At 60.7% G+C, this 25,520-nt stretch carries 24 protein-coding genes; 12 read left to right on the forward strand and 12 right to left on the reverse strand.

Annotation, left to right across the window (positions count from 1 at the left end; all coding sequences use genetic code 11):
- Nucleotides 1–236: 236 nt before the first annotated feature.
- On the reverse strand, nucleotides 237–1,592 hold the full coding sequence (gene trmFO / locus NW804_RS06550; protein ID WP_414423149.1) for an FADH(2)-oxidizing methylenetetrahydrofolate--tRNA-(uracil(54)-C(5))-methyltransferase TrmFO: 1,356 nt from the start codon (nucleotides 1,590–1,592) through the stop codon (nucleotides 237–239).
- A 40-nt stretch (nucleotides 1,593–1,632) separates the two neighbouring features.
- A complete protein-coding gene (locus tag NW804_RS06555; protein WP_414396102.1) occupies nucleotides 1,633–2,811 on the reverse strand; it encodes a TRC40/GET3/ArsA family transport-energizing ATPase in 1,179 nt (392 codons plus the stop codon).
- 161 nt (nucleotides 2,812–2,972) lie between these two features.
- On the opposite strand from NW804_RS06555, the gene psbQ reads away from it, so the two are divergent.
- Nucleotides 2,973–3,371, forward strand: a complete 399-nt coding sequence (gene psbQ, locus NW804_RS06560; protein WP_414410174.1) for a photosystem II protein PsbQ — start codon at nucleotides 2,973–2,975, stop codon at nucleotides 3,369–3,371.
- A 16-nt stretch (nucleotides 3,372–3,387) separates the two neighbouring features.
- Here the strand turns inward: psbQ and coaD are convergent, their stop codons facing one another.
- On the reverse strand, nucleotides 3,388–3,867 hold the full coding sequence (gene coaD / locus NW804_RS06565) for a pantetheine-phosphate adenylyltransferase (RefSeq protein ID WP_414390724.1): 480 nt from the start codon (nucleotides 3,865–3,867) through the stop codon (nucleotides 3,388–3,390).
- A gap of 22 nt (nucleotides 3,868–3,889) precedes the next feature.
- Nucleotides 3,890–4,225, reverse strand: a complete 336-nt coding sequence (cutA, locus tag NW804_RS06570) for a divalent-cation tolerance protein CutA (protein WP_414405215.1) — start codon at nucleotides 4,223–4,225, stop codon at nucleotides 3,890–3,892.
- A 325-nt stretch (nucleotides 4,226–4,550) separates the two neighbouring features.
- On the opposite strand from cutA, the gene NW804_RS06575 reads away from it, so the two are divergent.
- Both NW804_RS06575 and groL read left to right on the forward strand, forming a co-directional pair.
- Nucleotides 4,551–4,886 carry a 30S ribosomal protein PSRP-3 gene (locus NW804_RS06575; RefSeq protein WP_414410176.1) on the forward strand — a complete coding sequence of 112 codons (336 nt, stop codon included), beginning with the start codon at nucleotides 4,551–4,553 and terminating at the stop codon, nucleotides 4,884–4,886.
- A gap of 214 nt (nucleotides 4,887–5,100) precedes the next feature.
- A complete protein-coding gene (groL, locus tag NW804_RS06580; RefSeq protein ID WP_414405214.1) occupies nucleotides 5,101–6,723 on the forward strand; it encodes a chaperonin GroEL in 1,623 nt (540 codons plus the stop codon).
- 31 nt (nucleotides 6,724–6,754) lie between these two features.
- On the opposite strand, the gene lysS is transcribed toward groL, so the two are convergent.
- Both lysS and hmpF read right to left on the reverse strand, forming a co-directional pair.
- A complete protein-coding gene (gene lysS / locus NW804_RS06585; protein ID WP_414396097.1) occupies nucleotides 6,755–8,293 on the reverse strand; it encodes a lysine--tRNA ligase in 1,539 nt (512 codons plus the stop codon).
- 97 nt (nucleotides 8,294–8,390) lie between these two features.
- Nucleotides 8,391–10,100, reverse strand: coding sequence for a pilus motility taxis protein HmpF (gene hmpF / locus NW804_RS06590; RefSeq protein WP_414423150.1), 1,710 nt, complete (start codon nucleotides 10,098–10,100; stop codon nucleotides 8,391–8,393).
- Between the two features lie 228 nt (nucleotides 10,101–10,328).
- Here hmpF and trpC point away from each other — a divergent pair, with 228 nt between their 5' ends.
- From trpC to NW804_RS06620, 6 genes are all read left to right on the forward strand, one after another.
- A complete protein-coding gene (gene trpC, locus NW804_RS06595; protein WP_414396094.1) occupies nucleotides 10,329–11,246 on the forward strand; it encodes an indole-3-glycerol phosphate synthase TrpC in 918 nt (305 codons plus the stop codon).
- 39 nt (nucleotides 11,247–11,285) lie between these two features.
- Nucleotides 11,286–11,525, forward strand: coding sequence for a DUF5340 domain-containing protein (locus NW804_RS06600; RefSeq protein ID WP_414396092.1), 240 nt, complete (start codon nucleotides 11,286–11,288; stop codon nucleotides 11,523–11,525).
- 58 nt (nucleotides 11,526–11,583) lie between these two features.
- The gene (locus NW804_RS06605) at nucleotides 11,584–11,778 is read left to right on the forward strand and encodes a copper chaperone (RefSeq protein ID WP_414396091.1); all 195 of its coding nucleotides are present in this window, start codon (nucleotides 11,584–11,586) and stop codon (nucleotides 11,776–11,778) included.
- Nucleotides 11,779–11,868: 90 nt separating this feature from the next.
- A complete protein-coding gene (locus NW804_RS06610) occupies nucleotides 11,869–14,157 on the forward strand; it encodes a heavy metal translocating P-type ATPase (protein ID WP_414423151.1) in 2,289 nt (762 codons plus the stop codon).
- 195 nt (nucleotides 14,158–14,352) lie between these two features.
- Nucleotides 14,353–15,375 carry a sirohydrochlorin chelatase gene (locus tag NW804_RS06615; protein WP_414423152.1) on the forward strand — a complete coding sequence of 341 codons (1,023 nt, stop codon included), beginning with the start codon at nucleotides 14,353–14,355 and terminating at the stop codon, nucleotides 15,373–15,375.
- A 76-nt stretch (nucleotides 15,376–15,451) separates the two neighbouring features.
- Nucleotides 15,452–16,081, forward strand: coding sequence for a hypothetical protein (locus NW804_RS06620; RefSeq protein ID WP_414423153.1), 630 nt, complete (start codon nucleotides 15,452–15,454; stop codon nucleotides 16,079–16,081).
- Between the two features lie 22 nt (nucleotides 16,082–16,103).
- Here the strand turns inward: NW804_RS06620 and NW804_RS06625 are convergent, their stop codons facing one another.
- The 4 genes from NW804_RS06625 to obgE all read right to left on the reverse strand — a co-directional run bounded on the left by NW804_RS06625 (nucleotide 16,104) and on the right by obgE (nucleotide 18,945).
- Nucleotides 16,104–16,721 (reverse strand): PAP/fibrillin family protein, encoded by a 618-nt coding sequence (locus NW804_RS06625; RefSeq protein WP_414423154.1) that lies wholly within the window; start codon nucleotides 16,719–16,721, stop codon nucleotides 16,104–16,106.
- A gap of 69 nt (nucleotides 16,722–16,790) precedes the next feature.
- Nucleotides 16,791–17,486: an L-threonylcarbamoyladenylate synthase gene (locus NW804_RS06630; protein ID WP_414396083.1), complete on the reverse strand. Its 696-nt coding sequence runs from the start codon at nucleotides 17,484–17,486 to the stop codon at nucleotides 16,791–16,793.
- 9 nt (nucleotides 17,487–17,495) lie between these two features.
- Nucleotides 17,496–17,852 carry a hypothetical protein gene (locus tag NW804_RS06635; protein ID WP_414410184.1) on the reverse strand — a complete coding sequence of 119 codons (357 nt, stop codon included), beginning with the start codon at nucleotides 17,850–17,852 and terminating at the stop codon, nucleotides 17,496–17,498.
- Nucleotides 17,806–18,945, reverse strand: coding sequence for a GTPase ObgE (gene obgE / locus NW804_RS06640; protein WP_414410251.1), 1,140 nt, complete (start codon nucleotides 18,943–18,945; stop codon nucleotides 17,806–17,808). The genes NW804_RS06635 and obgE overlap by 47 nt, the downstream gene beginning before the upstream one ends.
- 210 nt (nucleotides 18,946–19,155) lie before the next feature.
- On the opposite strand from obgE, the gene NW804_RS06645 reads away from it, so the two are divergent.
- The 3 genes from NW804_RS06645 (at nucleotide 19,156) to NW804_RS06655 (ending at nucleotide 23,042) form a co-directional block, all read left to right on the forward strand.
- Nucleotides 19,156–20,136 carry a 30S ribosomal protein S1 gene (locus tag NW804_RS06645; protein WP_414396080.1) on the forward strand — a complete coding sequence of 327 codons (981 nt, stop codon included), beginning with the start codon at nucleotides 19,156–19,158 and terminating at the stop codon, nucleotides 20,134–20,136.
- A 104-nt stretch (nucleotides 20,137–20,240) separates the two neighbouring features.
- A complete protein-coding gene (locus NW804_RS06650) occupies nucleotides 20,241–21,530 on the forward strand; it encodes a recombinase family protein (protein ID WP_414423155.1) in 1,290 nt (429 codons plus the stop codon).
- Nucleotides 21,531–22,064: 534 nt separating this feature from the next.
- On the forward strand, nucleotides 22,065–23,042 hold the full coding sequence (locus NW804_RS06655; RefSeq protein ID WP_414423156.1) for a protochlorophyllide reductase: 978 nt from the start codon (nucleotides 22,065–22,067) through the stop codon (nucleotides 23,040–23,042).
- A gap of 226 nt (nucleotides 23,043–23,268) precedes the next feature.
- Here NW804_RS06655 and NW804_RS06660 read toward each other — a convergent pair whose 3' ends face one another.
- Nucleotides 23,269–24,399, reverse strand: coding sequence for a citrate synthase (locus tag NW804_RS06660; RefSeq protein ID WP_414396075.1), 1,131 nt, complete (start codon nucleotides 24,397–24,399; stop codon nucleotides 23,269–23,271).
- Nucleotides 24,400–24,466: 67 nt separating this feature from the next.
- The gene (locus NW804_RS06665; RefSeq protein ID WP_414423157.1) at nucleotides 24,467–25,414 is read right to left on the reverse strand and encodes a sugar phosphate nucleotidyltransferase; all 948 of its coding nucleotides are present in this window, start codon (nucleotides 25,412–25,414) and stop codon (nucleotides 24,467–24,469) included.
- Nucleotides 25,415–25,520: the final 106 nt, after the last annotated feature.

Here is a 25,520-nt window from a genome sequence, read left to right on the forward strand (position 1 = left end):
GTACCTCAGGGCAAAGCGCTCCCCGCCGCTGGCGCGAGGAGGGAACCGCCCCGGAAGGGGGAACGCTTGGGGAGAGCGGCACCGCTGCCATGAAGGGGCAACCTGACATGGTAAGTGCGCTTGTGGAACCAAGAACGAGAATCCCCGGCCTACGGCCCGCTGTCGCGAATGCCCTTCAGGGCGGGGAGTATGTCAATCCAGGCTAGCCAGCCGTTTGCGCTTGGAGGGTAAGGAACTCAGGCAGTTTGCACCTGGCGCACCAGCCCCGTTGCCGCCAGGGCAGCCAAGGCGCGATCCCGGTAACGACCATAGCGCTCTTGTTTGCTGCGAACCTTTTGCCCCTCCAGCTCCGGCAAGAGGCCAAAATTGGCTGGCATGGGCTGGAAGTACTTGGGATCGGCGCTGCTGATGAACTGAAACAGGGATCCCATCATCGTCTCCGGCGGCAACGTGATCAAAGGCAGCCCCAGAGCCAGGCGAGCGGCGTTCTGTCCGGCCAGCCACCCCCCCGCCACGGCGCAGGCGTAGCCTTCAGTGCCCACCAACTGGCCGGCAGCCAACAGGGTCGGACGGCGGCGAAATTGCAACGTAGGCAGCAAAAGCTGCGGCGAGTTCAAAAAGGTGTTGCGGTGCATCACGCCAAAGCGGACAAACTCCGCTGCTTCCAGGCCGGGGATGAGGCGAAAGACCCGCTGCTGTTCTCCCCACTTCAGATTGGTCTGAAAGCCCACCAGGTTCCACAGCTTGCCTGCTCGGTCCTCCTGGCGTAGCTGCACCACCGCATAGGGCCGGGATCCCGTGCGGGGATCCACCAGCCCCACCGGCTTCAAGGGCCCAAAGCGGAGGGTGTCTTTGCCGCGGCGGGCCATTTCTTCAATGGGCAGGCAGCCCTCGAAAAACTTGCGCTCCTCTTTTTCAAAATCCTTAAGGGGCACCTGTTCTGCCTCCACCAGCGCCTGCCAGAAGCGCTCGTACTCCGCCTCTGTCATAGGGCAGTTGAGGTAGGCCGCCTCTCCTCTGTCGTAGCGAGAAGCCTGAAACACTACTGCGCGGTTGAGGGAATCCCCGGTAACAATGGGGCTGGAAGCGTCAAAAAAGCTCAGGTATTCCAGGCCGGTGAAGGCTTGCAGCGCCTTGGCTAGGGGCTCGCTGGTCAGGGGGCCGGTGCAGAGGACAGCTATCCCTTCTGGGATCTCGGTCACCTCCTCCCGGCGCAGGGTAATGAGAGGATGGTTGGCAATGGCTTCTGTCAGGGCCTGGCTAAAGCGAGCCCGATCCACAGCTAGGGCCCCCCCTGCCGGCACAGCGTGGCGATCCGCGGTGGCGATCACCAGAGATCCCAGTTGGCGCAGCTCTTCCTTAAGCAGCCCTGCCGCTCGATCGCTGGCTATGGCCCCGAAGGAATTGCTGCACACCAGCTCTCCCAGTAGATCCGTATGGTGGGCCGGGCTTTGCCGCACAGGGCGCATCTCCGAGAGGATAACAGGCACCCCCAGTTGGGCGATTTGCCAGGCGGCTTCTGTCCCTGCCAGCCCCCCGCCCACCACATGGATGGGGGCCACGGTTGGCGATGGATGCGCGGGATGGTGCATCACAGCCTCCAGAGATAGGTATTCCCCGCTAGCAGCTCCCTCAGGCGGCAAAGTGAATGCGCAGGTAGTCCTCTTCCATTTTGGCTCGTGCCGGCTTCATGGCCGCTAGAGCCTGGGGCAACACCAGGTTGCGGCGGTGGTTGCCAATGCGGATGTTGAGCTCGTCGCCAGTTTTGCTCAGCTCCACCTGCTCTTTGGGGATCCCGGGCAAGTAGAGGTCTAGGCGGTACTGGCCGTTGTCGGTAACCACCTGCATTGTCTGCTCAGCGTAGAACACCTCCGCCGGGTTGCGGTCTCCCCAGAGATCCTTTTTCAGGCGGGCCAGGGCGTCCCACCCCACCAGCTCCTCGGGGTAAAGCGGGATCTCCACCACCGGTAGAGGAGCAAAGTCCTCGTGGATCTGCTGGCGATACTTCTGCTGGGCAGCCTTCCAGGCGGCAAAGTAGGGATCCACCACCCCTTCTGGCAAAATGCGGTTGGCGATCACCAAATCGGTGGCGACGCCGTAGAGGCTGAGGTAGGCATGCGCCCGCAGGGACTCCTTGATCACCATCTTTTCGGGGTTGGTGACCAGGCGCACTGAGGTGATGCGGTTGTCGGTAAGGATGCGCTCTAGCCGCTCGATCTTCTGGTAGAACTCGTAGGGGGCATCTAGCACCTGGTCATCTGGCAGGGGGATCCCGGTTAGCCCTTTAACAATCGGCTCGGCAATAGGGCGCAGCACCCGCGCCAACCCCTGTAAAGGTTTGTAGAACTTGCGCATGTACCAGCCGGAAACATCGGGCAAGCTGAGGAGGCGCAAAGCCGTGCCAGTAGGGGCTGAGTCGATGATGAGCACATCGAACTTGCCTTCGTCGTAGTGGCGGTTGACCCGCACCAGGGCAAAGATCTCGTCCATCCCCGGCAGCACCGCCAGCTCCTGCGCCTGCACGCCGTCCAGCCCGCGGGCCTGCAACACCTGCGTGATGTAGGCCTTGACGGATCCCCAGTTCAGTTCCAGCTCCTGCAGGGCATCCAGCTCCGCTCCCCAGAGGTTGGGTTTGACCTCCACCGGCTCGTGGCCCAAGGGTTGGTCGAAACTGTCGGCCAGGGAGTGGGCCGGATCGGTGCTCAGCACCAGGGTTTTTAGGCCAAGCTCGGCACAACGCCAGCCGGTCGCCGCTGCCATCGAGGTCTTGCCGACCCCTCCCTTGCCAGTCATGAGGATGATGCGTTGCATGGGAGCGCCGTTTACATTCTTTTACAGTTCTAGGCTAACCGATTTGCTCTTTTCTCCTCCGAGCAGCTAAGGGCTGGAGGGCAGTCAACAGGTACACTATATGGTTGCTGAGAAAGTAATGGCCAAGAGTCAAGCCGGTGAAGACAGGTGGGAGGTGGAGGATGATGCGTCGCTGGCGCAGTTTGCTGCTACTTGCCATCCTAACGTTGGGCCTGTGGCTGGGATCCCTTCCTGTCCAGGCGGCTGCCGCCTTGCCCCGAGAGCTACAGCAGCTAGAGCAACACGTAGAGCGGCTGCAGAGCCTGGTGGACGCTGAGGATTGGCTGGAGATCCGCTCCTTCATTCACGGGCCGATGGGCCTGACCCGCAAGACCCTAACCAGCCTGGCAAACACCTTGCCCCAGCAGCAAAAGCGGGAGATGCTGCGCTTGGCCAAGGAAATGGGCCGCAGCTTGGAAGAACTGGACTTTGCCGCCAAAGCCTACGACCAACCAGAGGTGGAAGCTGCCCAGGCCAAGGTGAGAAAGACGTTGCAAGAGCTCAAGGCCCTGTTTTCGTAGTTGGGGACAGAGCGGGTCAAGTTAAGGGGAAACGCTCCCGCAGATCTTGAGCCACCGGCGGGGGTACCAGGTGGTCAATGGGGCCGCCCAGCTTGGCCACTTCCTTAACTAAGCTGCTACTGACAAAGCTGTGCTCGCTAGCAGTAGCAAGGAAAAGGGTTTCCAACTCAGGAGCCAGGAGCTTGTTGGTGTGGGCCATCTGCAGCTCGACATCAAAGTCAGATAGCACCCGCAAGCCGCGCACAATGACTTTTGCCCCTCGCTGGCGGGCGTAGGCCACCGTCAGGCCGGAAAAGGTGTCGACCTCAACGTTTTTTAGGTGGGCAACAGAGAGGAGGATCTGGGCTTGCCGCTGCTCAGGAGTAAACAGAGGCGTTTTGTTGGGGTTTTTCAGGACTGCAACGATGACTTTGGAAAACAGACGGCTGGCCCGCTCGATGATGTCGAGGTGGCCAAAGGTGATGGGGTCGAAGCTGCCGGGGTAGAGGGCAATCATGCTAGAGAGGGTACCGCTTTTCTTAGCCTACCTGCTCTCGGGCCCACGCCAGATAGGTAGCGCTTACCTGAGCAGCCGGCAGAGCCAGGATCTCCGGCTCCTGGTAGGGGTGGAGCTCCCGCAGCCGCTGTTCCAGGCGGGGATAAGCCCTGCTGGGCAACTTAAGCAGCAGCAAGTATTCTTTCTCTGTCTGCAGGGATCCCTGCCAGCGGTAGTAGGAGGTAATCGGGGGCAGCACCTGGGCACAGGCCACGTAGCGCTCGGCCACTAGGGTGTGGGCCAGGCGATGGGCGTCGGCTTCGGAGCCCACGGTGGTCATGACCACGGAGAGGGTTTCTAGGGCGGTCTTGTCGTCCATTAAAGCTGGCTGTAGGCATTCCTCTCCCCCATCCTACCCTTCAGGCTCCGCAAGAAAAAGAGCAGGGCTAGGCCAGCCCGTCGGCAGCAAATCTGCAGGGGCACTACCTTCTAGTAGATAGGAACTGCTGCCGTCGGAGCCGCAAGGCGGCAATAAAGTCCTGAGCGCAATCCAAGGCGAGGCTGGCAGGGGGGTGCAGACTTTGGCGGCTTTTGGGTAAACCAGCCTAGAGGTCCGTCAGGGCTACCCCTAGGGAGACGAAGTGTTCTACCCTGGCATGAGGGCGGGTAGTTTACAATAGAACTTTGCCCGGCTCAGGTCGGGCTTGTATCTTGTCGTTTCATCTAAGGAGAAACAAGCCTTGCCGAAATTTGCCCTAAAAGCCTTGTGGCTGCAAAACGATTTGGCCATTGCAGTGGATCAAGTAGTGGCCAAAAACCGCAGTCCTCTCACCCGCTACTTCTTCTGGCCCCGAGATGATGCTTGGGAACAGCTTAAGGCTGAACTGGAAAGCAAAAGCTGGATTAGTGAGGAAGATCGCATCAACTTGCTCAACCAAGCCACTGAGCTCATCAACTACTGGCAAAATGGTGGGCGCGACCGCCCCATTAGCGAAGCCCAAGCCCAGTTTCCTGACATCCTCATCAGCGACAGTTCGTGAGTGTTCCCTGCTTCCGCCTGCTATCTCTGCATCCAGGCCATCTTGCTGAGGCTGCCGCCTTTGGGCTAGATTAGCACTCGAGGTTCCAGAGTGCTAACTCTTGACCTAGCCAAGGGAAGGGGTCGCTGTGGATCTCGCAGGATCCCGCTCTGCCCGGTAGCACTTAGAACAAGTGGCCTAGTTGCTAGTTGAGATAGCGAGGATCAGGGATTCTATGGCAAAGCAGATTTTGTTTAAGGAAGAGGCCCGCAAGGCTCTAGAAGAGGGCATCAATCAAGTAGCAAACGCAGTCAAGGTTACGATTGGCCCTAAGGGGCGCAATGTGGTTCTAGAGAAGAAATTTGGCGCTCCTCAGATTGTTAACGACGGAGTAACAATTGCTAAAGAAATTGAGTTGGCCAATCCCTTGAAAAATGCCGGTGCCCAGTTGATGCGGGAGGTGGCCAGCAAAACCAACGACGCGGCCGGGGATGGCACCAGTACAGCCACCATCCTGGCCCAGAGCATGATCCAGGAGGGGCTAAAGCACGTTGCGGCAGGAGCTAACCCTGTAGCCCTGCGGCGCGGCATTGAAAAGACCACCGCCTACCTGGTGGAGAAGATTGCCGCCCAGGCCAAACGGGTGGAGGATCGCAAGACCATCACCGAGGTGGCCACTATCTCTGCCGGTAACGACAGCGAGGTAGGCGAGATGATCGCCAAGGCCATGGATGCGGTGGGGCGAGAGGGGGTGATCACGGTCGAAGAGTCCAAGTCGATGGAAACTCAGTTGGAAGTAGTGGAGGGAATGCAGTTTGACCGCGGCTACATCTCTCCCTACTTCATCACCGATACCGAGCGGATGGTAGCGGAATACGAAAACGCCTATCTGCTCATCACGAGCAACAAGCTCTCCAACGTGCAGGAGCTGGTGCCTCTGCTGGAGCGGCTGGCCCGGGAGGGGCGGCCCTTACTGGTGATTGCCGAAGATGTGGAGGGAGAAGCCCTGGCTACCCTAGTGGTCAACAAGCTGCGGGGAGTGTTGAATGCGGTGGCGGTGAAGGCTCCCTCCTTTGGGGAGCGGCGCAAGGCCATGCTGGAGGACATCGCCATCCTCACCGGGGGCCGGCTCATCTCGGAGGAAATTGGCGTCAAGATGGAGAATGTCACCCTGGACATGCTGGGGTCGGCCCGCAAGATCACGGTTACCCGCGACAAGACCACCATTGTTACCGATGGCAGTACTAAGGCGGCCGTAGAAAAGCGGGTAGCTCAGCTCCGCAAGCAGCTGGAGACCACCGATTCTGAGTACGACCGCGAGAAGCTGCAGGAGCGAATTGCCAAGCTGGTTGGCGGGGTGGCGGTCATCAAGGTGGGAGCTGCCACCGAGACCGAGCTCAAAGACCGCAAGCTGCGCATTGAAGATGCTCTCAACGCCACGCGAGCAGCCGTGGAGGAAGGGATTGTCCCTGGCGGGGGGGTGACGCTACTCCACCTTTCCAAGGGGATCCCAGACTTTAAGGCCAAGTTGAATGCCGAAGAGCAGGTGGGGGCAGACATTGTCTACCAGGCCGTGCGGGCGCCGCTCTATCAGATTGCCCACAACGCTGGGCTGGAGGGATCAATAGTGGTGGAAAAGGTTCTGGAGCAAGAGATGCCCTACGGCCTCGACGCCCTGACCGCCGAGTATGTGGACATGTTTGCCCGCGGGATTGTAGACCCGGCCAAGGTGGTGCGCTTGGCCCTGCAAAATGCGGCTTCCATTGCCGCCATGTACCTCACCACGGAGGCCGTGGTCGTCGAGAAGCCGGAGCCCAAGCCGGCCAAAGGCCGCCCGAGCAAGCCGGGAATGATGTAATGATGTAAAGCCCTTCTGCAAGCCTAGGCCCCTATTCGGGGGCTTTTTCTTGGGCAGAGCTTTCGGGCCGCAGCAGGGGAAAGGCGATGACATCCCGAATGCTGGGAGCATCGCACAGCAGCATCGCCAGGCGGTCAATGCCTAGGCCAAGACCGCCCGTGGGAGGAAGGCCATATTCCAGAGCCGTGAGGAAGTCTTCGTCAAGAAAGTGGGCTTCTTCCTTGCCAGCTGCCTTTAGGGCTGCCTGGGCCTCCAGCCGCCGCCGCTGATCCACCGGATCGGTGAGCTCCGAGTAGGCGTTGGCGGTCTCCCGCCCAACAATGAACAGCTCAAAGCGCTCGGCCAGCCCTGCCTTGCTGCGGTGAGGCTTGGTGAGCGGACATACCTCCAGGGGATAGTCCAGGACAAAGGTGGGTTGGCGCAGGCGGCTTTCACAGCAGTGCTCAAAGGCCTTGACCAGCAACTGGCCAGGAGAGTCCTGGGGTGAGAGATTGGGGATCCCTTGCGCGGCCAAGGCGGGCAAGAGCTCCTCAGAGCACTCTTTTTCTACATCGATGAAGATGCCAGTGGCCTCTTCCACCAGCTCTTGCATCGTCACCCGTCGCCAGGGGGGGGTGAGGTCGATGGCTTCCCCTTGGTAGGTAAGCTGCAGGGATCCCCGCACAGCCAGGGCGGCGTTGCACACCAAGGTTTCGGTGAGCTCCATCATCGTGTGATAGTCGGCAAAGGCTTGGTAGGCCTCCAGGGAGGTAAATTCCGGGTTGTGGCGGGTGGAGATCCCCTCATTGCGAAAGACCCGCCCAATCTCGTAAACCCGCTCGATCCCGCCCACCACCAGCCGTTTCAGGTGCAGCTCGGTAGCAATACGGAGGTAGAGATCTAGATTCAGGGCGTTGTGGTGGGTTACAAAGGGCCGCGCCTCTGCCCCACCGGGGATGACCTGCAACACCGGCGTTTCAATTTCCACAAACCCTCGCTCTTCCAAGGTCTGCCGCAGGGAGCGGATGATCTTGGCGCGGTCGAGCAGGGTCTGTTTGACCTCGGGGTTGACGATGAGATCGACGTAGCGCTGGCGGTAGCGTTTTTCCACATCCCGCAGGCCGTGCCACTTGTCAGGCAGAGGCAGCAGGGCCTTGGTCAGGATCTGGTATTCGTCCACCCACACCGACAGCTCCCCTTTTTCGGTGCGCTTGAGGCAGCCCCTGGCCCCCAGCCAGTCGCCCACGTCGATGAGCTTGTCTAGGTTCTTGAAAGCCACCTCCCCCATGCGCTCTGTTAGCCGCTGCTTCTCCAGGTAAAGCTGGATGGTGCCAGAGCGATCTTGCAGAGTCAAGAAAGCGAGTTTACCCATCACTCGCCGCGCTCGGATTCGCCCAGCCACGGCCACCTGGACATCCTCCCGCTCCCCGCCAGGCTCCAGGTCAGCAAATTGCGCCTGCAACTCGGCAGCTAGGTGGGTAACGGGAAAAGAATAGGCATAGGGCAGGATCCCTTGCTCCTGCAGGTGGCGGACCTTTTCTAGGCGGGCAGCCCGTTGAGCGGCTTCGCTGCTAGTGGAAGGGGTGGACATAAGTAAAAACTGCTGAAACCAACAAGCGAGGAAGAGGATCCCGGCTTTGCCCCTGCGCTCCCTAGAAGGCGCTTAGGCTCTAGGACAGGCTTAAGGCTTATCCCTGGGCAAGGCCAGCCAAGAGGGCCTGCACCTGCTGGAGGTGAGCCCAGGCGCTGGAGCTCCCTTCTTGGTATCGACTCAGCTCCGCCTCCAACTGCCCCAGATACCCTGTCCACTCTGCCCAGCGCTCTTGCTCAGCAGCAAGCGCAGCTTGCAGTTGGTTGAGGCGCCCCCAGGTTTCGGCCATTGCCTGGGCACGGGCCCGCAGGGCCTCCTCCTCTTGCTCCAGGTGTTGCCACTCCTGCTCCAGGTCCTGCTGTTGGCGGTTCAGTTGCTCCTGTTGAGCTGAGAGGGAAGCTTCCAGTTGGTGGACAAGCGTTTGCAGGCGGTCTTTTTCCTGGAGCAGCTCCTGCTTTTGCTCGGCCATCTGTCCCAGGAGGGGGCCAATATCCACTCGAACCGGAGCGGCAGCCTGATTCTGTAGCTGCTTGAGGCGAGCCTCGTGGCGGGCTAGTTCCTCGTACTCCCGCTGCAGGTTTTTCTCTTGGGGCAGCAGAGCTTCTTCTAGGGCGCTACAGGCAGCCTGGGCGTAGTCGATCTCCATTTCGAGGTCAAACCGTTCCTCGGGAGAGGCGGTGGCCAGCCGCGCTTGTAACCCCTGTAAGGTTTGCCGGTTCTGCTCCAGCTCAGCCCGCTGCTGGCTAACCTGGGCCGCCCGCTGCTCGTAGTCCCGGCGCATTTGGCTAACCAAAGCCGCCAGCTCCTCCACTGAGACCGCCACCTCCTCCCCTCCGTTGCGGCTGCCGTCAACGATGAAGTCGTACTCCTGAACCAAGCGGTAGGCTTTTTGCTGGAGGCTCTCCTGAGAGTGCAACTGCTGGAGGATCCTCTGCAGTTGCTCTTGGTAAAGCTGCAGGGATCGCTGCTGAACCTGCCAGCTGGCCTGGCTTTGCTCGAGGGCATGGCGGGATCCCCACCAGGCAGCGCGGCGCTCCCGCCAGGCTTGGTAGTCCCGCTCCAGCTCCTCCTGGCAAAGTTGGGCTTGCTGTCGCTCCTGCTCCAGTTGGGCCATCTGGTGGTGGAAGTGCTCCTGCTGCTGCTGAACCTGGCCTTTTAAACTTTGCAGAAGATCCAGGGGCGCCGTAGAGAAGCTTAAATGTTCTTGAACTTCTTGCAACAAAGTCTGGAGCTGGGCTGCTTCGGCTTCTCTAAGGCGGCTGGAGCGAGCTTCCAGTTCCTGCCGCTGTCGGTTGAGAGCTTCTCGCTGCTCTCCAATCAGGCGCTGTTGCTCAGCCAGATAGGCTTGCTGGTTGGTCAGCTCCTCTTTGAGACTCTCCAGAAGTTTGCGCTCCTCCTCGACCGCTTTGTATTGCTCGTACAGCCGCTGCACCTCCTCTTCTTGGGCAGCCAGCTCCATCTCGCGGCGGGTGAGCTCTTGGGCCTGAAAGGTGAGGGACTTGCGCCAATTCTCGATCTCTTCCTCTTGGCTGCGGACTTTTTGCTGAAGTTGGCTGAAACTTTGCAGGTAGGTTACCACTTGGCGAGCAGCTTCGCTGATGCGAGTTACCTGACGGTTGCCAGAGACCTCTGCTAGCACCAGCGCCCCATCCTTGAAGCGCCCGGCTTCTTGAGCAATGCGGCCATCCAGGGTGATGGATTCTTCGTTGACGGCCACCCAGGTGTTGTCCTGCTGTTGCTTAGCTAGTAGTTGCAGAGACGACTTGGCAAATCCAAGTGGCTTGGAGAGCTCTGCTAGGTACAGCACGCCTAACCCCCTCAAACGTGGACCGCAATAACCTCAATCCTGCTTTAGGGCCGCCGCTCAACTTGCAGGTTAACCCGCCATCTCAGTTGCTGATCCCAACCTCAACGATAGGGTAAAAAAAACGCCTTTGCCAGAGGCTGCTTGGGGAAACCTGGAGTAGCTATTCAAACTGGCCGCTTAGCCCTAGAGTGATCTAGGGTGAGGTGAAAGGTTCTGGTCAGGGGCGATATGGAGCTGCAGAGTGAACCGCTTGCTATTCGTCGGCGTTCCCCTGCCCCAGCAGTGGTGGTCGCCTCGCAGGTCTACCAGATAGCAGCGCCCGAGGCTGAGCCGCGCCACATTTTGGAAGCCATTGTCTGGCACAAAGAGCAGGAGGTGGAGCGCCAGCGGGAGCAGCTTCCTCTCAAGGAATTGCAACGGCAACTGGAGCAGGCTCCCCCCGTGCGGGATTTCGTGGCCGCTCTCACCCAATCCCCCCACCCCGTCTCTCTCATTGCTGAGGTGAAAAGGGCCTCTCCTAGCCGCGGCATCCTCCGGGATCCCTTTGACCCAGTGGCCATTGCCCGCAGCTATGAAGCAGGGGGGGCCAGTTGCCTATCGGTGCTTACAGATGAGCGGTTTTTTCAGGGCAGCGGCGAGTACCTGCGCCAGATCCGCCAGGCAGTAGGGATCCCCATCCTCTGCAAGGAGTTCATCCTCTACCCCTACCAAATCCTCTGGGCCCGCAGCCTAGGAGCGGATGCGGTGCTGCTGATTGCCGCCATTCTCTCGGATGCCGACTTGGGCTACTTCCTCAAGCTCGTTCAGCGATTGGGCATGGCGGCTTTGCTGGAGGTGCATACCGCTCAGGAGCTGGAGCGAGTCTTAGCCTTGCCGCAACTGCAACAGGCCAAGGGGCGGGTGTTGATTGGCATCAACAATCGCGACTTGAGAACCTTTACAGTCGACTTAAGGACGACACGCAACCTCCTGGCCGCCTACCGGGATCGCCTGGGGGATCTGCCGGTGGTCAGCGAGTCTGGCATCCACACCTTCGCCGATCTGCAGCAGTTGCAAGCCTGGGGGGTGCGCGCCGTGCTGGTGGGGGAAGCCCTGGTCACGCAGCCAGATCCTGGCCAAGGGGTGCGCTCCCTGTTGTCCCCGTAAACTTTTCGCCAGCCACCAAGATGGATCCCTTCTAGATCGATGAAACGGATTCCGGTGCCAGCCCACATCCACTATGAGTTTCTGCTGCGGGTTTTGGAGCGGCAGACGTTTCCGGCAGTCGAGGAACAGGATTTTGGCAACCGCGGCCGCACGCAAGAGCTGATCACCTCTTTGCGCAAGGCCCTCACCCAACAGTTGCAACTGGAAGAAGAGTGGCGCCAGCGGGGCTACCAAGTGGACTACCGCTGGAACCTGGACGATCCGCCTCCCTCCCCTTGACCTTCTAGCCCCCTGCAAGGCTTAGCATCGAGCTATGGAGGTGTAGAGGCTTTTCAGGATGCAGGTTGTTTTGACGGTGCCCAAGCTGGCCTGCTCGGCTTGTGTGGAGACCATTGCCCAGGCGGTGCGGCAACGGGATCCCCAGGCCCAAGTGGAAGCGGATCCCAAGACTAAGCAGGTGCGGATTCTCTCCGCGCAGACAGACACGGACTGGCGGCAGGTTCTTGCCCAAGTGGGCTATCCGCCGGCGTAGCGACGTCGGCAGGACAGAGCTCCCGGCTGGGGTTTTCCTCATTGTTGGGAGGAAGGAGGCTTTGGCGTTGCTTTTACTCGGAGGGCAGCCATGTCTGGTTCTAGTACCCCCAACCCCTCTGCCCCATCTGCTGCCGGCACTTGGCGCTTGGCCATCCAGGGTATGAGCTGTGCCTCCTGCGCTGCCGGCATTGAACGGGCGCTGGGCCAGGTGCCAGGGGTGACGGCGCAAACGGTGAACTTTGCCAGCGAACAGGCGATTGTTCAAGGGGATCCCCGGCTGGTGAGCCCCCAAGCCTTGATCCAGGCGGTGGAGCAGGCGGGGTATCGGGCCCACCTCATCCAAGACGATTGGCAACCGCTGGAGCCGACGGATCCAGAGCGGATTGCCCAACGGGCGGCAATAGGAGTAGGCATCAGCACGGCGCTGCTAGTGGGATCGTTGCCGACGATGCTGGGGAGGGAGATCCCCGGCTTGCCCCTGCAGGATCCGTGGCTGCAGTTGCTGCTGACAATACCGGTGCAGTTTTGGGTGGGCCAGCCGTTTTATCGCGGGGCCTGGGCGGCTTGGCGGCGGCGAACGGCCGATATGAACACCCTGGTGGCCTTGGGAACCAGTGCCGCCTTCTTCCATTCCCTTTTTGCCACCCTCTTTCCCGACTTCTTCCACCGGCAAGGGCTGCACCCCGAGGTGTACTACGAAGTAGCGGCCGTGGTCGTCACGCTGGTGCTGGTGGGCAAGTGGATGGAGCAGCGGGCCAAAGCCCAAACCTCCGAGGCCATCCGCAAGCTGATGGGGCTGCAGCCCAAAACCGCAAGGGTAATTCGCCAGGGGGTGGAACAGGAGATCCCAATTGGGGAGGTGCAAGTAGGAGATTGCATCCGCGTGCGCCCCGGCGAGAAGGTGCCGGTGGACGGTGTAATCCTGGAAGGCTCCTCGGCGATAGATGAGTCGATGGTAACCGGGGAAAGCCTGCCTGTCGTCAAATCGGTGGGGGATGAGGTTATCGCGGCCACTCTCAACCAGACCGGCAGCTTTGTCATGAAGGCCCAGCGGGTAGGCAAAGATACGCTTTTGGCCCAGATCGTGCGCCTGGTGCAGGAAGCTCAGGGATCCAAAGCTCCCATTCAGCAGGTGGCAGATCGAGTGACCTCGTGGTTTGTGCCGGCGGTCATTGGAGTGGCGGCGGTAACGTTTGGGCTCTGGTGGGGACTGGCGGGCAAGCCAACGTTGGCTTTGGTCAATGCCGTTGGGGTGCTGGTCATTGCCTGCCCTTGTGCCTTGGGTTTGGCCACCCCCACCTCGATCCAGGTGGCCACAGGGCGAGGAGCAGAGCTGGGGATCCTGGTGAAGCGGCCTGAGAGCTTGGAGGTTTTGGCCCATCGCCTCGCCACGGTGGTCTTGGACAAAACCGGCACTCTCACCGCTGGCCGTCCCGCTGTTACCGATATCTGGACTCCAGCCTCCTCTCCCCTAGGGCTGTTGCGTCTAGCGGCTGCGGCAGAACAGTACTCAGAACATCCGCTAGCCCGGGCAGTGGTGCAAAAAGCCGAAGCAGAAGGGATCGCGCTCCCGCCAGCCCAGAACTTCCAGGCAAGAGTAGGCGAGGGGATAGAAGCCTGGGTAGAGGGACAGCCGGTGCGTGTTGGTCGGCTGAGCTGGCTGCAGGCGATGGGGATCCCTTGCCATCCCGCCAGCAAGGAGCGGGCTCAAGCTTGGGAGAACGAGGGCAAAACGGTCATTGGCGTGGCTCAAGGGGAGAGTTTTCTGGGACTGCTGGCCATTGCCGATCCGCTAAAGCCCACTTCCGCTGAAGCTGTGCAGCAGCTGCACCAGATGGGGCTGGAGGTGGTTATGCTGACTGGCGACAACCCCACCACTGCCCAAGCCATTGCCCGGCAGGTCGGGATCCGGCGAGTCATTGCCCAAGTCCGTCCTGAGCAGAAGGCAGCCTTGATTCGCCAGCTTAGGCGGCCTCAGGGGCGGGTGGTGATGGTGGGAGACGGCCTTAACGATGCGCCGGCCCTGGCTGAGGCCGATGTGGGGATTGCCATGGGGACGGGCACGGACGTGGCCATGGCCACCGGCGACATTACCCTGGTATCGGGCGATTTGCGGGGTGTGGCTGCCGCCATCCAACTTAGCCGGGCTACCCTTGCCAACATTCGCCAGAACCTCTTCTTTGCCTTTATCTACAACGTCCTGGGGATCCCCATTGCTGCCGGGGCGCTCTATCCCTTCACCGGCTGGCTGCTCAACCCCATGTTGGCGGGGGCAGCCATGGCCTTCAGCTCTGTCTCGGTGGTGGCCAATGCCCTGCGCCTGCGGCACTTTCAGCCCTCACCCCCAGTCCCTCTTGCTCGGAGAGGAGGGAGTTAGGGATCAAGACAAGGATCTGGAATTATCTCCCCGGAGGCGGCAATCCCCCTGGGGGGCCTTGGTGAACAACTAGCGGCAGGCTAGCCTAAAAGGCCCAGGCAGGCTGGGGAAAGTGCGGCGCCAATCCGCTCCCTCAGCGAAAACACCCACCTGCTTTTTCCTGGACCTTTGCAATTCCCAAGGAACGGAGTTTTCGTGTTGAATACCCTCAGTTTTTCTCCTTCCCCTACCGTTGGGCAGTCCCCTTCTGCGTCCTTGCCCTTGTTGCTCATCGGCCACGGATCCCGTGACCCGGAGGGACAGCAAGCCTTCCTGGAGCTGGCCCAGACCTACCAAGCTCTCACCCCCCATCGGCCGGTGATCCCTTGCTTTCTGGAGCTGGCCCAGCCGACCATTGCCCAAGGGGTGGAACACTGCTTGGCCCAGGGGTGGCAGGAGATCGTGGCTCTGCCGCTATTGCTGTTTGGGGCGCGCCACAACAAGTTCGACGTGACCACAGAGCTGGATCGCCTCCAGGCCCTCCACCCGCAGTTGCGCGTCCACTACGGCGCGCCGCTGGGGATCCGCGTTGAGATCTTGCAAATGCTGCGGGAGCGAATGGCCACTTTGCTGGCCGCCCAGCCGCAGCGGATCCCGGAAGCGGAGACGGTGCTGCTCTTTGTCGGCCGCGGCTCCAGTGATCCCGAAGCCAACGCCGAAGCCTGTAAGCTGGCTCGACTGCTCTGGGAAGGGTCTGGGTTTGCGGCCGTGGAGACTTGCTTTATCGGCATTACCCATCCGCGCCTGCCCGTGGGGTTGCAGCGAGCCCTCTCTTGGCAGCCGCGCCGGGTTCTCGTGTTGCCCTATTTTCTCTTTACAGGGGTACTGGTGAAAAGAATCGAGGCGGCAGTGCAGGAGCAGCGGCGCTGCCACCCCGAGATTGACTGGCTGATGCTGCCAGAATTGGGCATAGTGGATACGGTGCTGCACAGCCTGCAGCAACTGGAGCAGGAGGCTCTCCAGGGCCAAACTCCAGGGAACTGCCACCTCTGCAAGTTTCGCCTGGCGGTGAGTGCAGAGCTGGGAGCGGGGCATGCCCATCCTCATCCCCACGACCATCACTCCCATGGGCACGGTCCTCACCACCATCACTCTGAACACCACCATGCCCCTGCAGCAGGAGCGGATCCCTGGGCCTCCTTGGAGAGCTATCACCAACGAGCTTGGCAGGTGCCCTAGCAAGAGCGACGGGATAAACTGGGGGGTGGCAGGCGTTGTGTGGGCCCCTTAGGGCTTTGGTTTCTTGGCCTACCCGATGACGAGGCTTGTCCGCTCCTTTTGGATCTCCGGTGCTGCTGCTGCAGGGAGCGGGCTCCTCGTCTTCGCCGGGGTGGTGGCTCTGCTGGATCAGATCCTGCCGACTCTGCCCAAGGTTTCCCTCTCCTTGGCTGGGATCCCTGGCCTAGTGGCCGGGCTAGGGGCTGCCTACGGGGTTTGGTGGCTGGCCCGGCTGGCGTTGCAGTCGACCTCTTGGGGCAGCTTCCGAGAAGCGCTGCTAGAAGCTCTATCTCCGTTTGATCCTGCCGATCACGGCGGCCAGCCGCGACTACGACCCAAGCCTAGCCCAGAGCAAGCGCTGCGCCAGCTGCAATCCCAAGTTGCTGCCCTGGAGGCAGAATTGGAACGCCAAGGGATCCAACTACAGCAGGCAAAAGCAGAGCAAGCCCAGCTCCAGCAGCGGCAGCAGCAACTCGAGCGCCTTCTACAGTGCACAAAATGGGAAAACCAAAAGCTGCACTCTCAACAAGAGGAATGGGCCCGGCAACTGGAACAGTCCCAAGAGAAGTTGCAGGCGTTGCAAGCGTCCTACCGGGCCCTGGAGACCCTCTGTGAGATCAGCTTCGCTCTCATCGAGAAAACGCGAGGTGAAGACCCCCGGCTTTAGCCGTGGGGTAGTGCGTCTCCAGCTAGCTACTGCCTTCGCCCACCCGCCTGAGCACGAAGAGACTCCCTTGGCTGCCACGGCCAATCCGCAGATCCTCGTCCAAATAGGTGATATCCAGCCAGCCCGTTGGCTTGCGACAACCCAGGTCAATCTTGATAGCCGGGATCCGGTCGGGATCCCGTTCGAGCAGATAGAGAAAACTCTCGATCTCGTAGCTCATCAACGCCTGGAGTCCCACAAGCAGCCGCTCGAACAGCACCTTGACCCGCTGTTCCGACGCCGGATAGAAGCGGGCTGCCACCGCCAAGATCCCCCGCGGCAGCCAGCCGGCTCCCTGGATTTCGGCCACGTTAAAGACTTGGCTCTTTTGGGCTCGAATGCACTGATAGATCTCGCCGGTGGTCAAAAGGGGCAAAGGGGCCAGCCGCAACAAAGCGGCGCTAGTGGTGAACAGGTTCAGCCAAGTCCCCTCCAACCGTTCAGGAGCTGCTAGGGGGTTAGGGGTAGGGTTGAGGACTTCTAGGGCGGCAATGTGAGCCAGAATCTGGTTTTTTTGGCTAGGGGAAACCCTGCGGCCCCGGTCGGTCGTCTCCAAAAGCTGCAACAGCGCCGACTTTTTTTCAGCTAAGGTTTCAGGCATGGGACCATACCGGCAGGACGACCCTATTCTAGGAGCAAGCAGCTAGGCGGAAAACCCAGGGTCTGTGCCTCAATTGCCCGGCTCTTTTGCCCACTGCAGATCCGCCACCTGCTTGTAGCCCAGCCCGGCCCGCACCAGCAGCGGCTCCGGCCCTGTGAGATCGATGACGGTCGAGACCTGGGCCCGATAGGGAGCCTCGTCATCCACTATCAGATCCACTTGCTTCTCCAACTGGCGCATTTCCTCGGCGGTAAAGATTCCCCCTTCCTCCCAATCCGCTGCCGGATCAAAGCCCACCTCCAACGAGCCGATGGGATCCCTGCCCAGCTTGGCCGAGGTGGAGACGATGGGGTTACCCAACTCGGCCAACAGCGCCTGACAGATGGCCGAATCGGGCACGCGGATGCCAGTGGTCTTTCGCTTGGGATCCATCACCAACCGAGGCACCAGCTTGGTGGCTGGCAACAAAAACGTAAACGGGCCAGGGATCAGCCGCCGCATCAGCCGATAGGCGGGATCGCTCACCTGGGCATACTGAGCAATCTGGGAAAGCGAAGGGCACAGAAAGGTAAGAGGCTTGTCGTTAGAAAGCCGCTTGATGTGCCGCACCCGCTCCACTGCCTGCTTGTGAGTGACATCGCAGCCGATGGCATAGACCGTGTCGGTGGGATAAAGCATGACCGCCCCCTCGCGGAGCGCGGCTGCAATGCGCTGGATGGAGCGAGGCTGGGGGTGTTGGGGATGGAGCTTGAAGTATTCGGCCATCAGAAAACGTCAAGACTCAGAACGGCTTTCCGAGACCTCCACCACAGGACGAGGGGTGGGCGGCACCGACAGGGAGCTCTGCGGCCAGTCTTTGAGCTGCTGCATCAGCGCCTGGATGTGCAAACGCGGCAGGTAGGGCCAGTCACCTGCCTCCTCTAGTTCTTGAAGCACTTGATAGAGCTCTTGCCGGGTGTTGGGCAAAGCTTCTTGGAAGGCTCCCTCCAAAATGGTGCGGTGCAGATCTTCCAACAGGCGCAGCAGCATTGCCAGCTCCAGACAGGATCCTGCCCTTGCCTGCGTCGCCTGCTCAACGGCCCGCTTAATCTGGCGCAAGTCGGGTGGCAGATCCTCCTCGGGGACGTACATAGCCACTCATCTCTGGGCTTGGGGGAAGCGGGGGCACTCCTATTCTAGGCTTCTCTTGAGGCGCCGCTAGCTGGATCTTGCCCCCAGGTCGAGGGGGCTCTGGATCCCGGCCCAGACTCTGCCACACTTGCTGCAGGAGAGCATCCAAACCCTGCCTGGCCACTGCCGAGATGGCCAAGACTGGAGCGCCGACGGCGGTTGCAAGCCGCTGGGTTCGCTCGACAACCTCCTGCAGCTCGAGGGCGTCGATTTTGTTTAAAACCACAATCTGCGGCTTGTCGATGAGCCCGTGGCCGTAGGCGCGCAACTCCTGCTGCACAACTTGGTAAGCCCTGACAGGATCGGCCACCGTGCCGTCCACCAAATGAATCAGCAGCCGCGTGCGCTCCACATGGCGCAAAAAGTCATGCCCCAGTCCCACCCCTCGGTGGGCTCCCTCAATGAGACCGGGAATATCGGCAAACACCACCCCATCGCCCGAGGGATGGGGCACCACCCCCAAATTGGGCTGTAGCGTGGTGAAGGGGTAATCGGCAATCTTAGGCCGGGCGGAGGAGATCACGGAAATCAAGGTTGACTTGCCGGCGTTAGGCAGGCCGACGATCCCCACTTCAGCAATGAGCTTCAGCTCCAGGCGCAGCCGCACCCGCTCCCCCGGCTGGCCCCTAGTAAAACGGCGGGGGGCGCGATCGTGGTTGCTCAAGAAGTGGGCGTTGCCCAAGCCCCCTTTGCCGCCCCGGGCCACCAGCAGCTGATCCCCTGGCTGCACCAGATCTCCAAGGAGCTCGCCCGTTTCTGCGTTGAACACCATCGTGCCACAGGGCACCCGCACCAGCCGATCCGCCCCGCTGGCCCCCGTGCGCTGGTTGGGTCCTCCTTTTGAGCCGTTTTCGGCTTTGATGACTGGCTGGAAGCGAAAGTCCAGCAAAGTCTGCAGCCCCGGATCTGCCACTAGGATCACCGAGCCGCCCCGCCCCCCATTGCCGCCCGAGGGTCCGCCGGCAGGCACGTACTTCTCGCGGCGGAAGGCCACAATGCCATCCCCCCCATTTCCCCCCTGCACCTCAATCTCCACCTGGTCAATGAAATGCAACTGCCTTTCTCCCAACGCTCCCTGGGCTACTTTCTTACTAGCTTGGCAGGAGGGCGAGGAAATTTGCTACAAGAGCTTCTTTTTTAAGCTAGGATAGTGTTTCCAAGACCTACCCTTTTGGGTGTGAAGGTGGAGGCATGCCCATGCCTTCTCCTAGTCTAGGTCTGGCTGTGGTTTGAACTTGCGCAACTGCTCTGCTAGTAAGCCCCTATGACTCGAGTTACCGCTGCTGCCGACGTAGGTTTTACCACCGAGGACTTTGCCGCTCTCCTGGACAAGTACGACTATCGCTTCAGCCCCGGCGAAATTGTAACCGGCACAGTATTTTCGGTGGAACCGGGTGGCGCGTTAATCGACATTGGGGCCAAAACCGCTGCCTTCTTGCCGCTGCAGGAGATGTCTATCAGCCGGGTGGAAGATCCCCACGAGGTACTCCAGCCCGGAGAGACGCGCGAGTTCTTCATCCTCACTGAAGAGAACGAGGAGGGGCAGCTGACCCTCTCCATCCGCCGCATTGAGTACATGCGGGCGTGGGAACGGGTGCGCCAGCTCCAAAAAGAGGATGCCACGGTGCGGGCCACCATTTTTGCCACCAACCGCGGGGGCGCCCTGGTGCGCATCGAGGGGCTGCGCGGTTTTATCCCCGGCTCCCACATCAGCACCCGCAAGCCCAAGGAAGAGCTAGTGGGCGAGGAGCTGCCCTTGAAGTTTCTCGAGGTGGACGAAGACCGCAACCGCTTGGTGTTGAGCCATCGCCGGGCTTTAGTGGAGCGGAAGATGAACAAGCTAGAGGTGGGCGAGGTGGTGGTTGGCACGGTGCGCGGCATCAAGCCCTACGGTGCTTTCATTGACATTGGCGGCGTTTCCGGCTTGCTGCACATTTCCGAGATCTCCCACGAGCACGTCGACACACCCCACAGCGTCTTTAACGTCAACGACGAAGTGAAGGTGATGATCATCGACCTAGACGCGGAGCGGGGCCGGATCTCGCTATCAACTAAGCAGCTGGAGCCCAATCCCGGCGATATGCTGCGGGATCCCAAGCTGGTTTACGAGAAAGCCGAGGAAATGGCAGCCAAGTACCGCGAGCAACTGCGGGCTGCCAAGCAAGGACAGGCGGAACAGGTCGAGGAGGCACCCTTGAGGGTGGCAGAAGAAGAGCTGGAATATGCGGCAACAGCAGCGGAATAGGGCAGGCGGCCTGAGGCGCGCTGGCCTGGCCGTCGCGGCCTTCACCTGGGATCGCAGGGGGGCAGCCGAGCAGGAGGGCAGCGGCGGTGGCAGGAGATTTGTCCATGGGCGTCTGCGGCTACCTCTACACGCCGGCCTATGCTCCTTGGCCAGAAGAGGAGCTGGCTTGGCTAAAAGCCCACGGGGCTGATCCTCTCTGGCACGACTGGGGATCCCGTACCTACCTGGAGGAGCTGCTGCAGGGCGTGGCCAGTGGCTCGGTGCATCAGGTGCTGCTGGTGCGCCTGGCGGATTTGGGAGATCAGCTGGATGAGGTGCACGGGCGGCTGCTGCAAATCCAACAGGCTGGGGTCCGCCTTAGCCTGGTCAGGGCAGATGGCCTACAAACCCCTAGCACTGCTGGCGAGTGGATCCCGCTGCTAGCTGAGGTTCCCCATCACCTGCAAAGCCGCCGTCGCCGTCAAAGCCAGGCTCAAAGCCGTCTGGCAGGCAAGCCTCCCCCCGGGCCGCCTCCCTTTGGCTACCGCCGCGAAGGGGGTCGCTATATCCCCGATTGCCGCCAGGCCCCCATTGTTCAGGATTTTTTCCGGCACTTTCTCCTCTACGGATCTCTGCGGCAGGCGGTGCGCTTCATTGCGGAGAAGCACCACAAGCGCATCTCAGTAGCCACCGGGCGCAACTGGCTGCTCAACCCGGTCTACCGGGGGGATCTGGCCTACGCCGACGGTACTGTTCTGCGCGATACTCACCCAGCTCTCCTCAGCCGCACCGAAGCCGCCCAGATCGATCGCTGGCTGAAACGCAACCAAGGGATCCCGCGCCGCAGCGCCAGCGCCTCCCGCGCCTTGGCCGGACTCGTCCACTGCCGGGCCTGTGGCAGCCTGCTACGCATTGTGCAAACAACCCCCAGCAAGGGCAAAAGGAACGGCTCTTCTTACCTCTACCTGCGCTGCCAAACCTGCCGCTATAGCCTCCGCTACGCTGAAGTCCTGCAGGAGGTGATTCGACAGGTCTGTGAGCAGTTGCCCCAACGGCTCCAGACGCTGGATCGGCAGGCTCTAGCCCAAACTCGCCAACAGCTCCAGGCCCAACTCCAGGCCAACGCCGAGCGGCTGCGGCAACTGGAAGAGCTGCGACAAGCCGGCCTGCTGGACGAGCCCTCGCTAGCCCAGCGCTGCTACCAGTTGCGAGCAGAGACAGCCCGCTTGGCCCAAAAGCTAGAGCAGCTCCCCCCTGCCAACCTCACCCAGACCGTCCAAACCCTCTCCATCCTGCCCTTCTGGCAGGATCTCAGCGAAAGCGAGCGCCGCGCCTACCTGCGGGAAGTCCTGCGCAAGGTTGAGGTGGATTCCACGGGGGCTGTGCAGATTACCTTTGCCTTTGATCCGCTCTGAAAGACTTCTACAACCCCGGACAAAAGCGGACTTGTGCTCCAGGTTGAGGCTTTCTTCCTGCTTCCACGACCCATAGCTAGCAGCAGAGTTCACTCCACTACCCCACTAGAGGGATCTCCACAGGCGTCACTTCCCGTCGAGCTGACGGTAGTTGCTCCTTGCTCTTGAGCGAGCACGCAGGCCAAAGGCGGAGCCAACTTTAGCCTAGGCAAAATGCCTACCCGAAGAAACGTACCTGCTCGCCTACGAGCTTAGCTAACCCACGTCAAGGCAGAAGGTGCGTTGGCGAGGTTGCCCATTGTGCTGGGAAGCCCTAGCGGCCTTCTTTAGTCCTCGTTCGCAACAGCGGTGCGGCTTTGCCCACCTAGATCTACCTGAGCCGGCAAGGCCGAGCTTGTATCTAAAAATGAAGGGAATGGCCCGGAAAAGCGTCGCAAACCTTATCAATTCCTTGTCTAGACCCCTTTCCACTCCAAGATGGATCCTGCAGGGATCTGAGGGATCCCCCCTCAGGAAACAGTCTAGGAGTTGGATATGGAAGGACAAATGCAACCCACCGTCGTGATTACTGGTGCTTCCTCAGGCGTTGGCCTGTATGCCTCCTTGGCTTTGGCCAAGCGGGGCTGGCACGTGGTCATGGCCTGCCGGGATCCGGACAAGGGCCGGCGGATGGCCCAGCAGGTGGGGATCCCAGAGGGGAGCTACAGCCTGATGCCAATTGATCTGGCCAGCCTGGCCAGCGTGCGGCAGTTTGTCGAGCAGTTCCGTCAGTCGGGCCGTTCTCTGGATGCCCTGGTGTGCAACGCCGCCATCTACATGCCCCTGCTCAAGCAGCCCCTGCGCAGCCCCGAGGGCTATGAGCTAACCATGGCCACCAACCACCTAGGACATTTCCTCCTCTGCCACTTGATGCTGGAGGATCTCAAGCGCTCCCCCTACCCGGATCGGCGGCTGGTAATCTTAGGAACGGTTACCCACAACCCCAAAGAGCTGGGAGGCAAGATCCCACCCCAGCCTCACCTAGGGGATCTGCGGGGCTTTGCCCAGGGCTTCAAGGAACCCATCAGCATGGCCGACGGCGGCAAGTTCGATCCCGTCAAGGCCTACAAAGACAGCAAAGTTTGCAACATCATCACCATGCGGGAGCTGCACCGCCGCTTCCACGAGAGCACCGGCATCACCTTTCTCTCCCTTTACCCCGGCTGTGTGGCGGAAAGCGGCCTCTTCCGCCATCACTATCCCTTGTTCCAAAAGCTTTTCCCCTGGTTTCAAAAATACATCACCGGTGGCTATGTCTCCCAAGAGCTGGCCGGCGAGCGGGTGGCGCAGGTGGTGGCCGATCCCGAATTTCGCCAGTCGGGATTCTACTGGAGCTGGGGCAACCGGCAACGGAAGAATGCCAGGCCCTTTAACCAGGAGGTTTCTGACGAAGCAAAGGATGAGGCCAAAGCCAAGTTGCTCTGGGAGCTGAGCGAGAAACTGGTGGGCGTGGTCCAGTTGGCGGCCCTCTAGCTTTGCCAGTTTCTAGGAACCACTGCTCGCCAATTGGTTGCGTAGTCTACACCCCCAACTTTTGGGGATCACAACCCTAGCACCCTTGTTGGGCTTGGCACCTATGCCCTTGGATCCTCAAGGTGGATCTGGAGGACCTCGGGATCCCGCAGGGGCAAGGGATCTTGGCCAAAGCCAGCCCGACGCAAGCCAAGGAACCTTCGCACCCTGTCCAACGGGGTTAACCTTAGCTCCGCTCCGAAATGGGGATGTAGCGCTGCTGGCGCTTGCCGGTGTAGACCTGGGTGGGGCGAAAGAGGCGATTATCCGCCAACTGCTCCCGCCAATGGGCCAGCCAACCGGCTACCCGGGCAATGGCAAACACCGGTGTAAACAAATCCTCTGGAATCCCCAGCTTGGCGTAGACCAAGCCTGAGTAGAAGTCCACATTAGGGTAGATGCCCTTAGGTCCCAGCAGCTCTGCACACACCCGCTCTACCTCCAGGGCAATGTCGTAGTACTTATCGTGGCCGTGGCGCTCGAACAGCTCCTCGGCAAGCTTTTGCAGGATGATGGCCCGCGGATCCTTCACTTTGTAGACGCGGTGCCCCATGCCCATAATCCGCTCTTTTCTAGCCAGCTTTTCTTCAATAAACGGGCGGACGTTCTCCACTGAGCCAATCTGCCGCAACAGCTTCATTACCTCTTGGTTGGCCCCGCCGTGCAGCAACCCCGAAAGGGTGCCCACCGCTGTGGCCAGGCTGCTGTAGGGGCTAGCCAGGGTCGAGGCGCTCACCAAAAGGGCAAAGGTTGAAGCGTTAACCGTGTGCTCGGCGTGCAGGATGAGACAGGTATCGAAAACGCGAGCTAGCCAGGGATCTGGCTTTTTGCCCGAGAGCATGTAGAGGAAATTGGCGGCATGATCCAGGCTGTCGTCAGGGGGAATGGGATCGTTGCCCTGGCGCATCTGGTGAAACATGGCCACCATCGTCGGCAGCTTGGCCAGCAGGCGGGTAACCGTGACAAAGACGTAGTCGGGATCTGCCTCCTGCACCGGGTAGAACATGCCCAGGCTGGCGACACAGGTCTGTAGGGCATCCATCGGATGGCCCGAGTCGGGAAACGACTTAATCATGTCGCGGATACGGTACTTGACCCGCCGATGGCTGCGGACAGCCTGATCAAAGTTGTCCAGCTCCGACTGGGTGGGCAGCTTGCCAAAAATCAGCAAGTAAGCTGTCTCCAGAAAGGTACTGTGAGCCGCCAGCTCCTCAATGGGGATGCCGCGGTATTCCAGGATCCCTGCCTGGCCGTCGACAAAGCTAATGTTGGATCGCGTGGCCGGAACGCCCTCTAGCCCAGGCCTGTATTCCGCCATAGCTGGATGCCTATGTGCTCCCCAAAACGAGAGAACAAGGGCGCTACTTTGCTTGCTATCCGCTACATTAAACCACGAGGAGGCCTGGCCCGTAAGCCCCTGGCTGCAGGGGGCCATTGACCCAACTGTAGCTGCCCAGGATAGTGCCAGCAGGGATCTGGGCTTGGGGCCCTAGGCGGGTATAGGCGCCGATGTAGCAAGGGGCGTGCAGTTGGGCAGCAGGGTGGACCTCAGCCGTCTTGTGAACCCAGATCCCGGGCGCCCGTTCTTCCACATCCTCGAGCGGAAAATCCCTCATCCGGCCTAGGAGAATATCCAGTTGACCCTGGTAGTAGCTGGCCGGCGTGCCCAGATCTCGCCAGTAGCCCGTGTGCAGGTAGGCTTGCAGCCGCTGCCCTTGCTGGAGCAGGTCGGGGAAGACGCGCCGCTCAAAGCTAAGGGGATCCCCGCTGGGGTAGTCCTTGAAAATGGCTGGATCGAGGACATAGGTGCCAGCGTTGATGGTGTTGGTGGTCAGGGTGAGGGCTTCGGCAGGGGTGGGCTTTTCCCGAAAGGATTGGATCCGGCCGCCTTCCCCCACTTCCACCAGGCCGTAGGCGGTGATGTCCTCGACGCGGGCAAGGGTAAGGGTGGCAACAGCCCCGCTCTGCAGATGACAGCGCACCAATGCCGCCAGATCCAGATCGGTGAGGATATCGGCGTTGAAGACCACCAAGGGATCCCCGTTGAAATAGGGCTGGGCCAACACCAAAGCCCCTGCCGTATCCAGCGGTGTTTCCTCGACGATGTAGCGGAGCTTTACCCCCCAGGCAGCGCCATCTCCTAGGGCAGCCTCGATTTGCCTGCCCAAGTACCCAACGCTCAACAGGATGTCCGTCAAGCCAGCTCGACGGCAGCGGCCAATGAGCCAGTGCAAAAAAGGTACCTCCAACAGGGGCAGCAACGGCTTTGGCTGCCATAGGGTCAAAGGTCGTAAGCGAGTTCCCTGCCCCCCTGCCAGAATTACCGCCTGCATAGCTGTCCCCAACCCATTTTCCCAGCCTAGATGGTAGGGGAAAAGGATCCAGCCTGCCACAGCCAACTGGCTGAGGCCAGAGGCAGGGAGAGCCCCCCTTTGCCGC

This window comes from Synechococcus sp. WC10meta (assembly GCF_047461475.1).

What these genes read in the sequence shown, in the direction of transcription:
- trmFO (WP_414423149.1), bottom strand. Translation starts at nt 1,592, where the DNA reads ATGCACCATCCCGCGCATCCATCGCCAACCGTGGCCCCCATCCATGTG.
- NW804_RS06555 (WP_414396102.1), bottom strand. Translation starts at nt 2,811, where the DNA reads ATGCAACGCATCATCCTCATGACTGGCAAGGGAGGGGTCGGCAAGACC.
- psbQ (WP_414410174.1), top strand. Translation starts at nt 2,973, where the DNA reads ATGATGCGTCGCTGGCGCAGTTTGCTGCTACTTGCCATCCTAACGTTG.
- coaD (WP_414390724.1), bottom strand. Translation starts at nt 3,867, where the DNA reads ATGATTGCCCTCTACCCCGGCAGCTTCGACCCCATCACCTTTGGCCAC.
- cutA (WP_414405215.1), bottom strand. Translation starts at nt 4,225, where the DNA reads ATGGACGACAAGACCGCCCTAGAAACCCTCTCCGTGGTCATGACCACC.
- groL (WP_414405214.1), top strand. Translation starts at nt 5,101, where the DNA reads ATGGCAAAGCAGATTTTGTTTAAGGAAGAGGCCCGCAAGGCTCTAGAA.
- lysS (WP_414396097.1), bottom strand. Translation starts at nt 8,293, where the DNA reads ATGTCCACCCCTTCCACTAGCAGCGAAGCCGCTCAACGGGCTGCCCGC.
- trpC (WP_414396094.1), top strand. Translation starts at nt 10,329, where the DNA reads ATGGAGCTGCAGAGTGAACCGCTTGCTATTCGTCGGCGTTCCCCTGCC.
- NW804_RS06600 (WP_414396092.1), top strand. Translation starts at nt 11,286, where the DNA reads ATGAAACGGATTCCGGTGCCAGCCCACATCCACTATGAGTTTCTGCTG.
- NW804_RS06605 (WP_414396091.1), top strand. Translation starts at nt 11,584, where the DNA reads ATGCAGGTTGTTTTGACGGTGCCCAAGCTGGCCTGCTCGGCTTGTGTG.
- NW804_RS06610 (WP_414423151.1), top strand. Translation starts at nt 11,869, where the DNA reads ATGTCTGGTTCTAGTACCCCCAACCCCTCTGCCCCATCTGCTGCCGGC.
- NW804_RS06620 (WP_414423153.1), top strand. Translation starts at nt 15,452, where the DNA reads ATGACGAGGCTTGTCCGCTCCTTTTGGATCTCCGGTGCTGCTGCTGCA.
- NW804_RS06625 (WP_414423154.1), bottom strand. Translation starts at nt 16,721, where the DNA reads ATGCCTGAAACCTTAGCTGAAAAAAAGTCGGCGCTGTTGCAGCTTTTG.
- NW804_RS06630 (WP_414396083.1), bottom strand. Translation starts at nt 17,486, where the DNA reads ATGGCCGAATACTTCAAGCTCCATCCCCAACACCCCCAGCCTCGCTCC.
- NW804_RS06635 (WP_414410184.1), bottom strand. Translation starts at nt 17,852, where the DNA reads ATGTACGTCCCCGAGGAGGATCTGCCACCCGACTTGCGCCAGATTAAG.
- NW804_RS06645 (WP_414396080.1), top strand. Translation starts at nt 19,156, where the DNA reads ATGACTCGAGTTACCGCTGCTGCCGACGTAGGTTTTACCACCGAGGAC.
- NW804_RS06650 (WP_414423155.1), top strand. Translation starts at nt 20,241, where the DNA reads ATGGGCGTCTGCGGCTACCTCTACACGCCGGCCTATGCTCCTTGGCCA.
- NW804_RS06655 (WP_414423156.1), top strand. Translation starts at nt 22,065, where the DNA reads ATGGAAGGACAAATGCAACCCACCGTCGTGATTACTGGTGCTTCCTCA.
- NW804_RS06660 (WP_414396075.1), bottom strand. Translation starts at nt 24,399, where the DNA reads ATGGCGGAATACAGGCCTGGGCTAGAGGGCGTTCCGGCCACGCGATCC.
- NW804_RS06665 (WP_414423157.1), bottom strand. Translation starts at nt 25,414, where the DNA reads ATGCAGGCGGTAATTCTGGCAGGGGGGCAGGGAACTCGCTTACGACCT.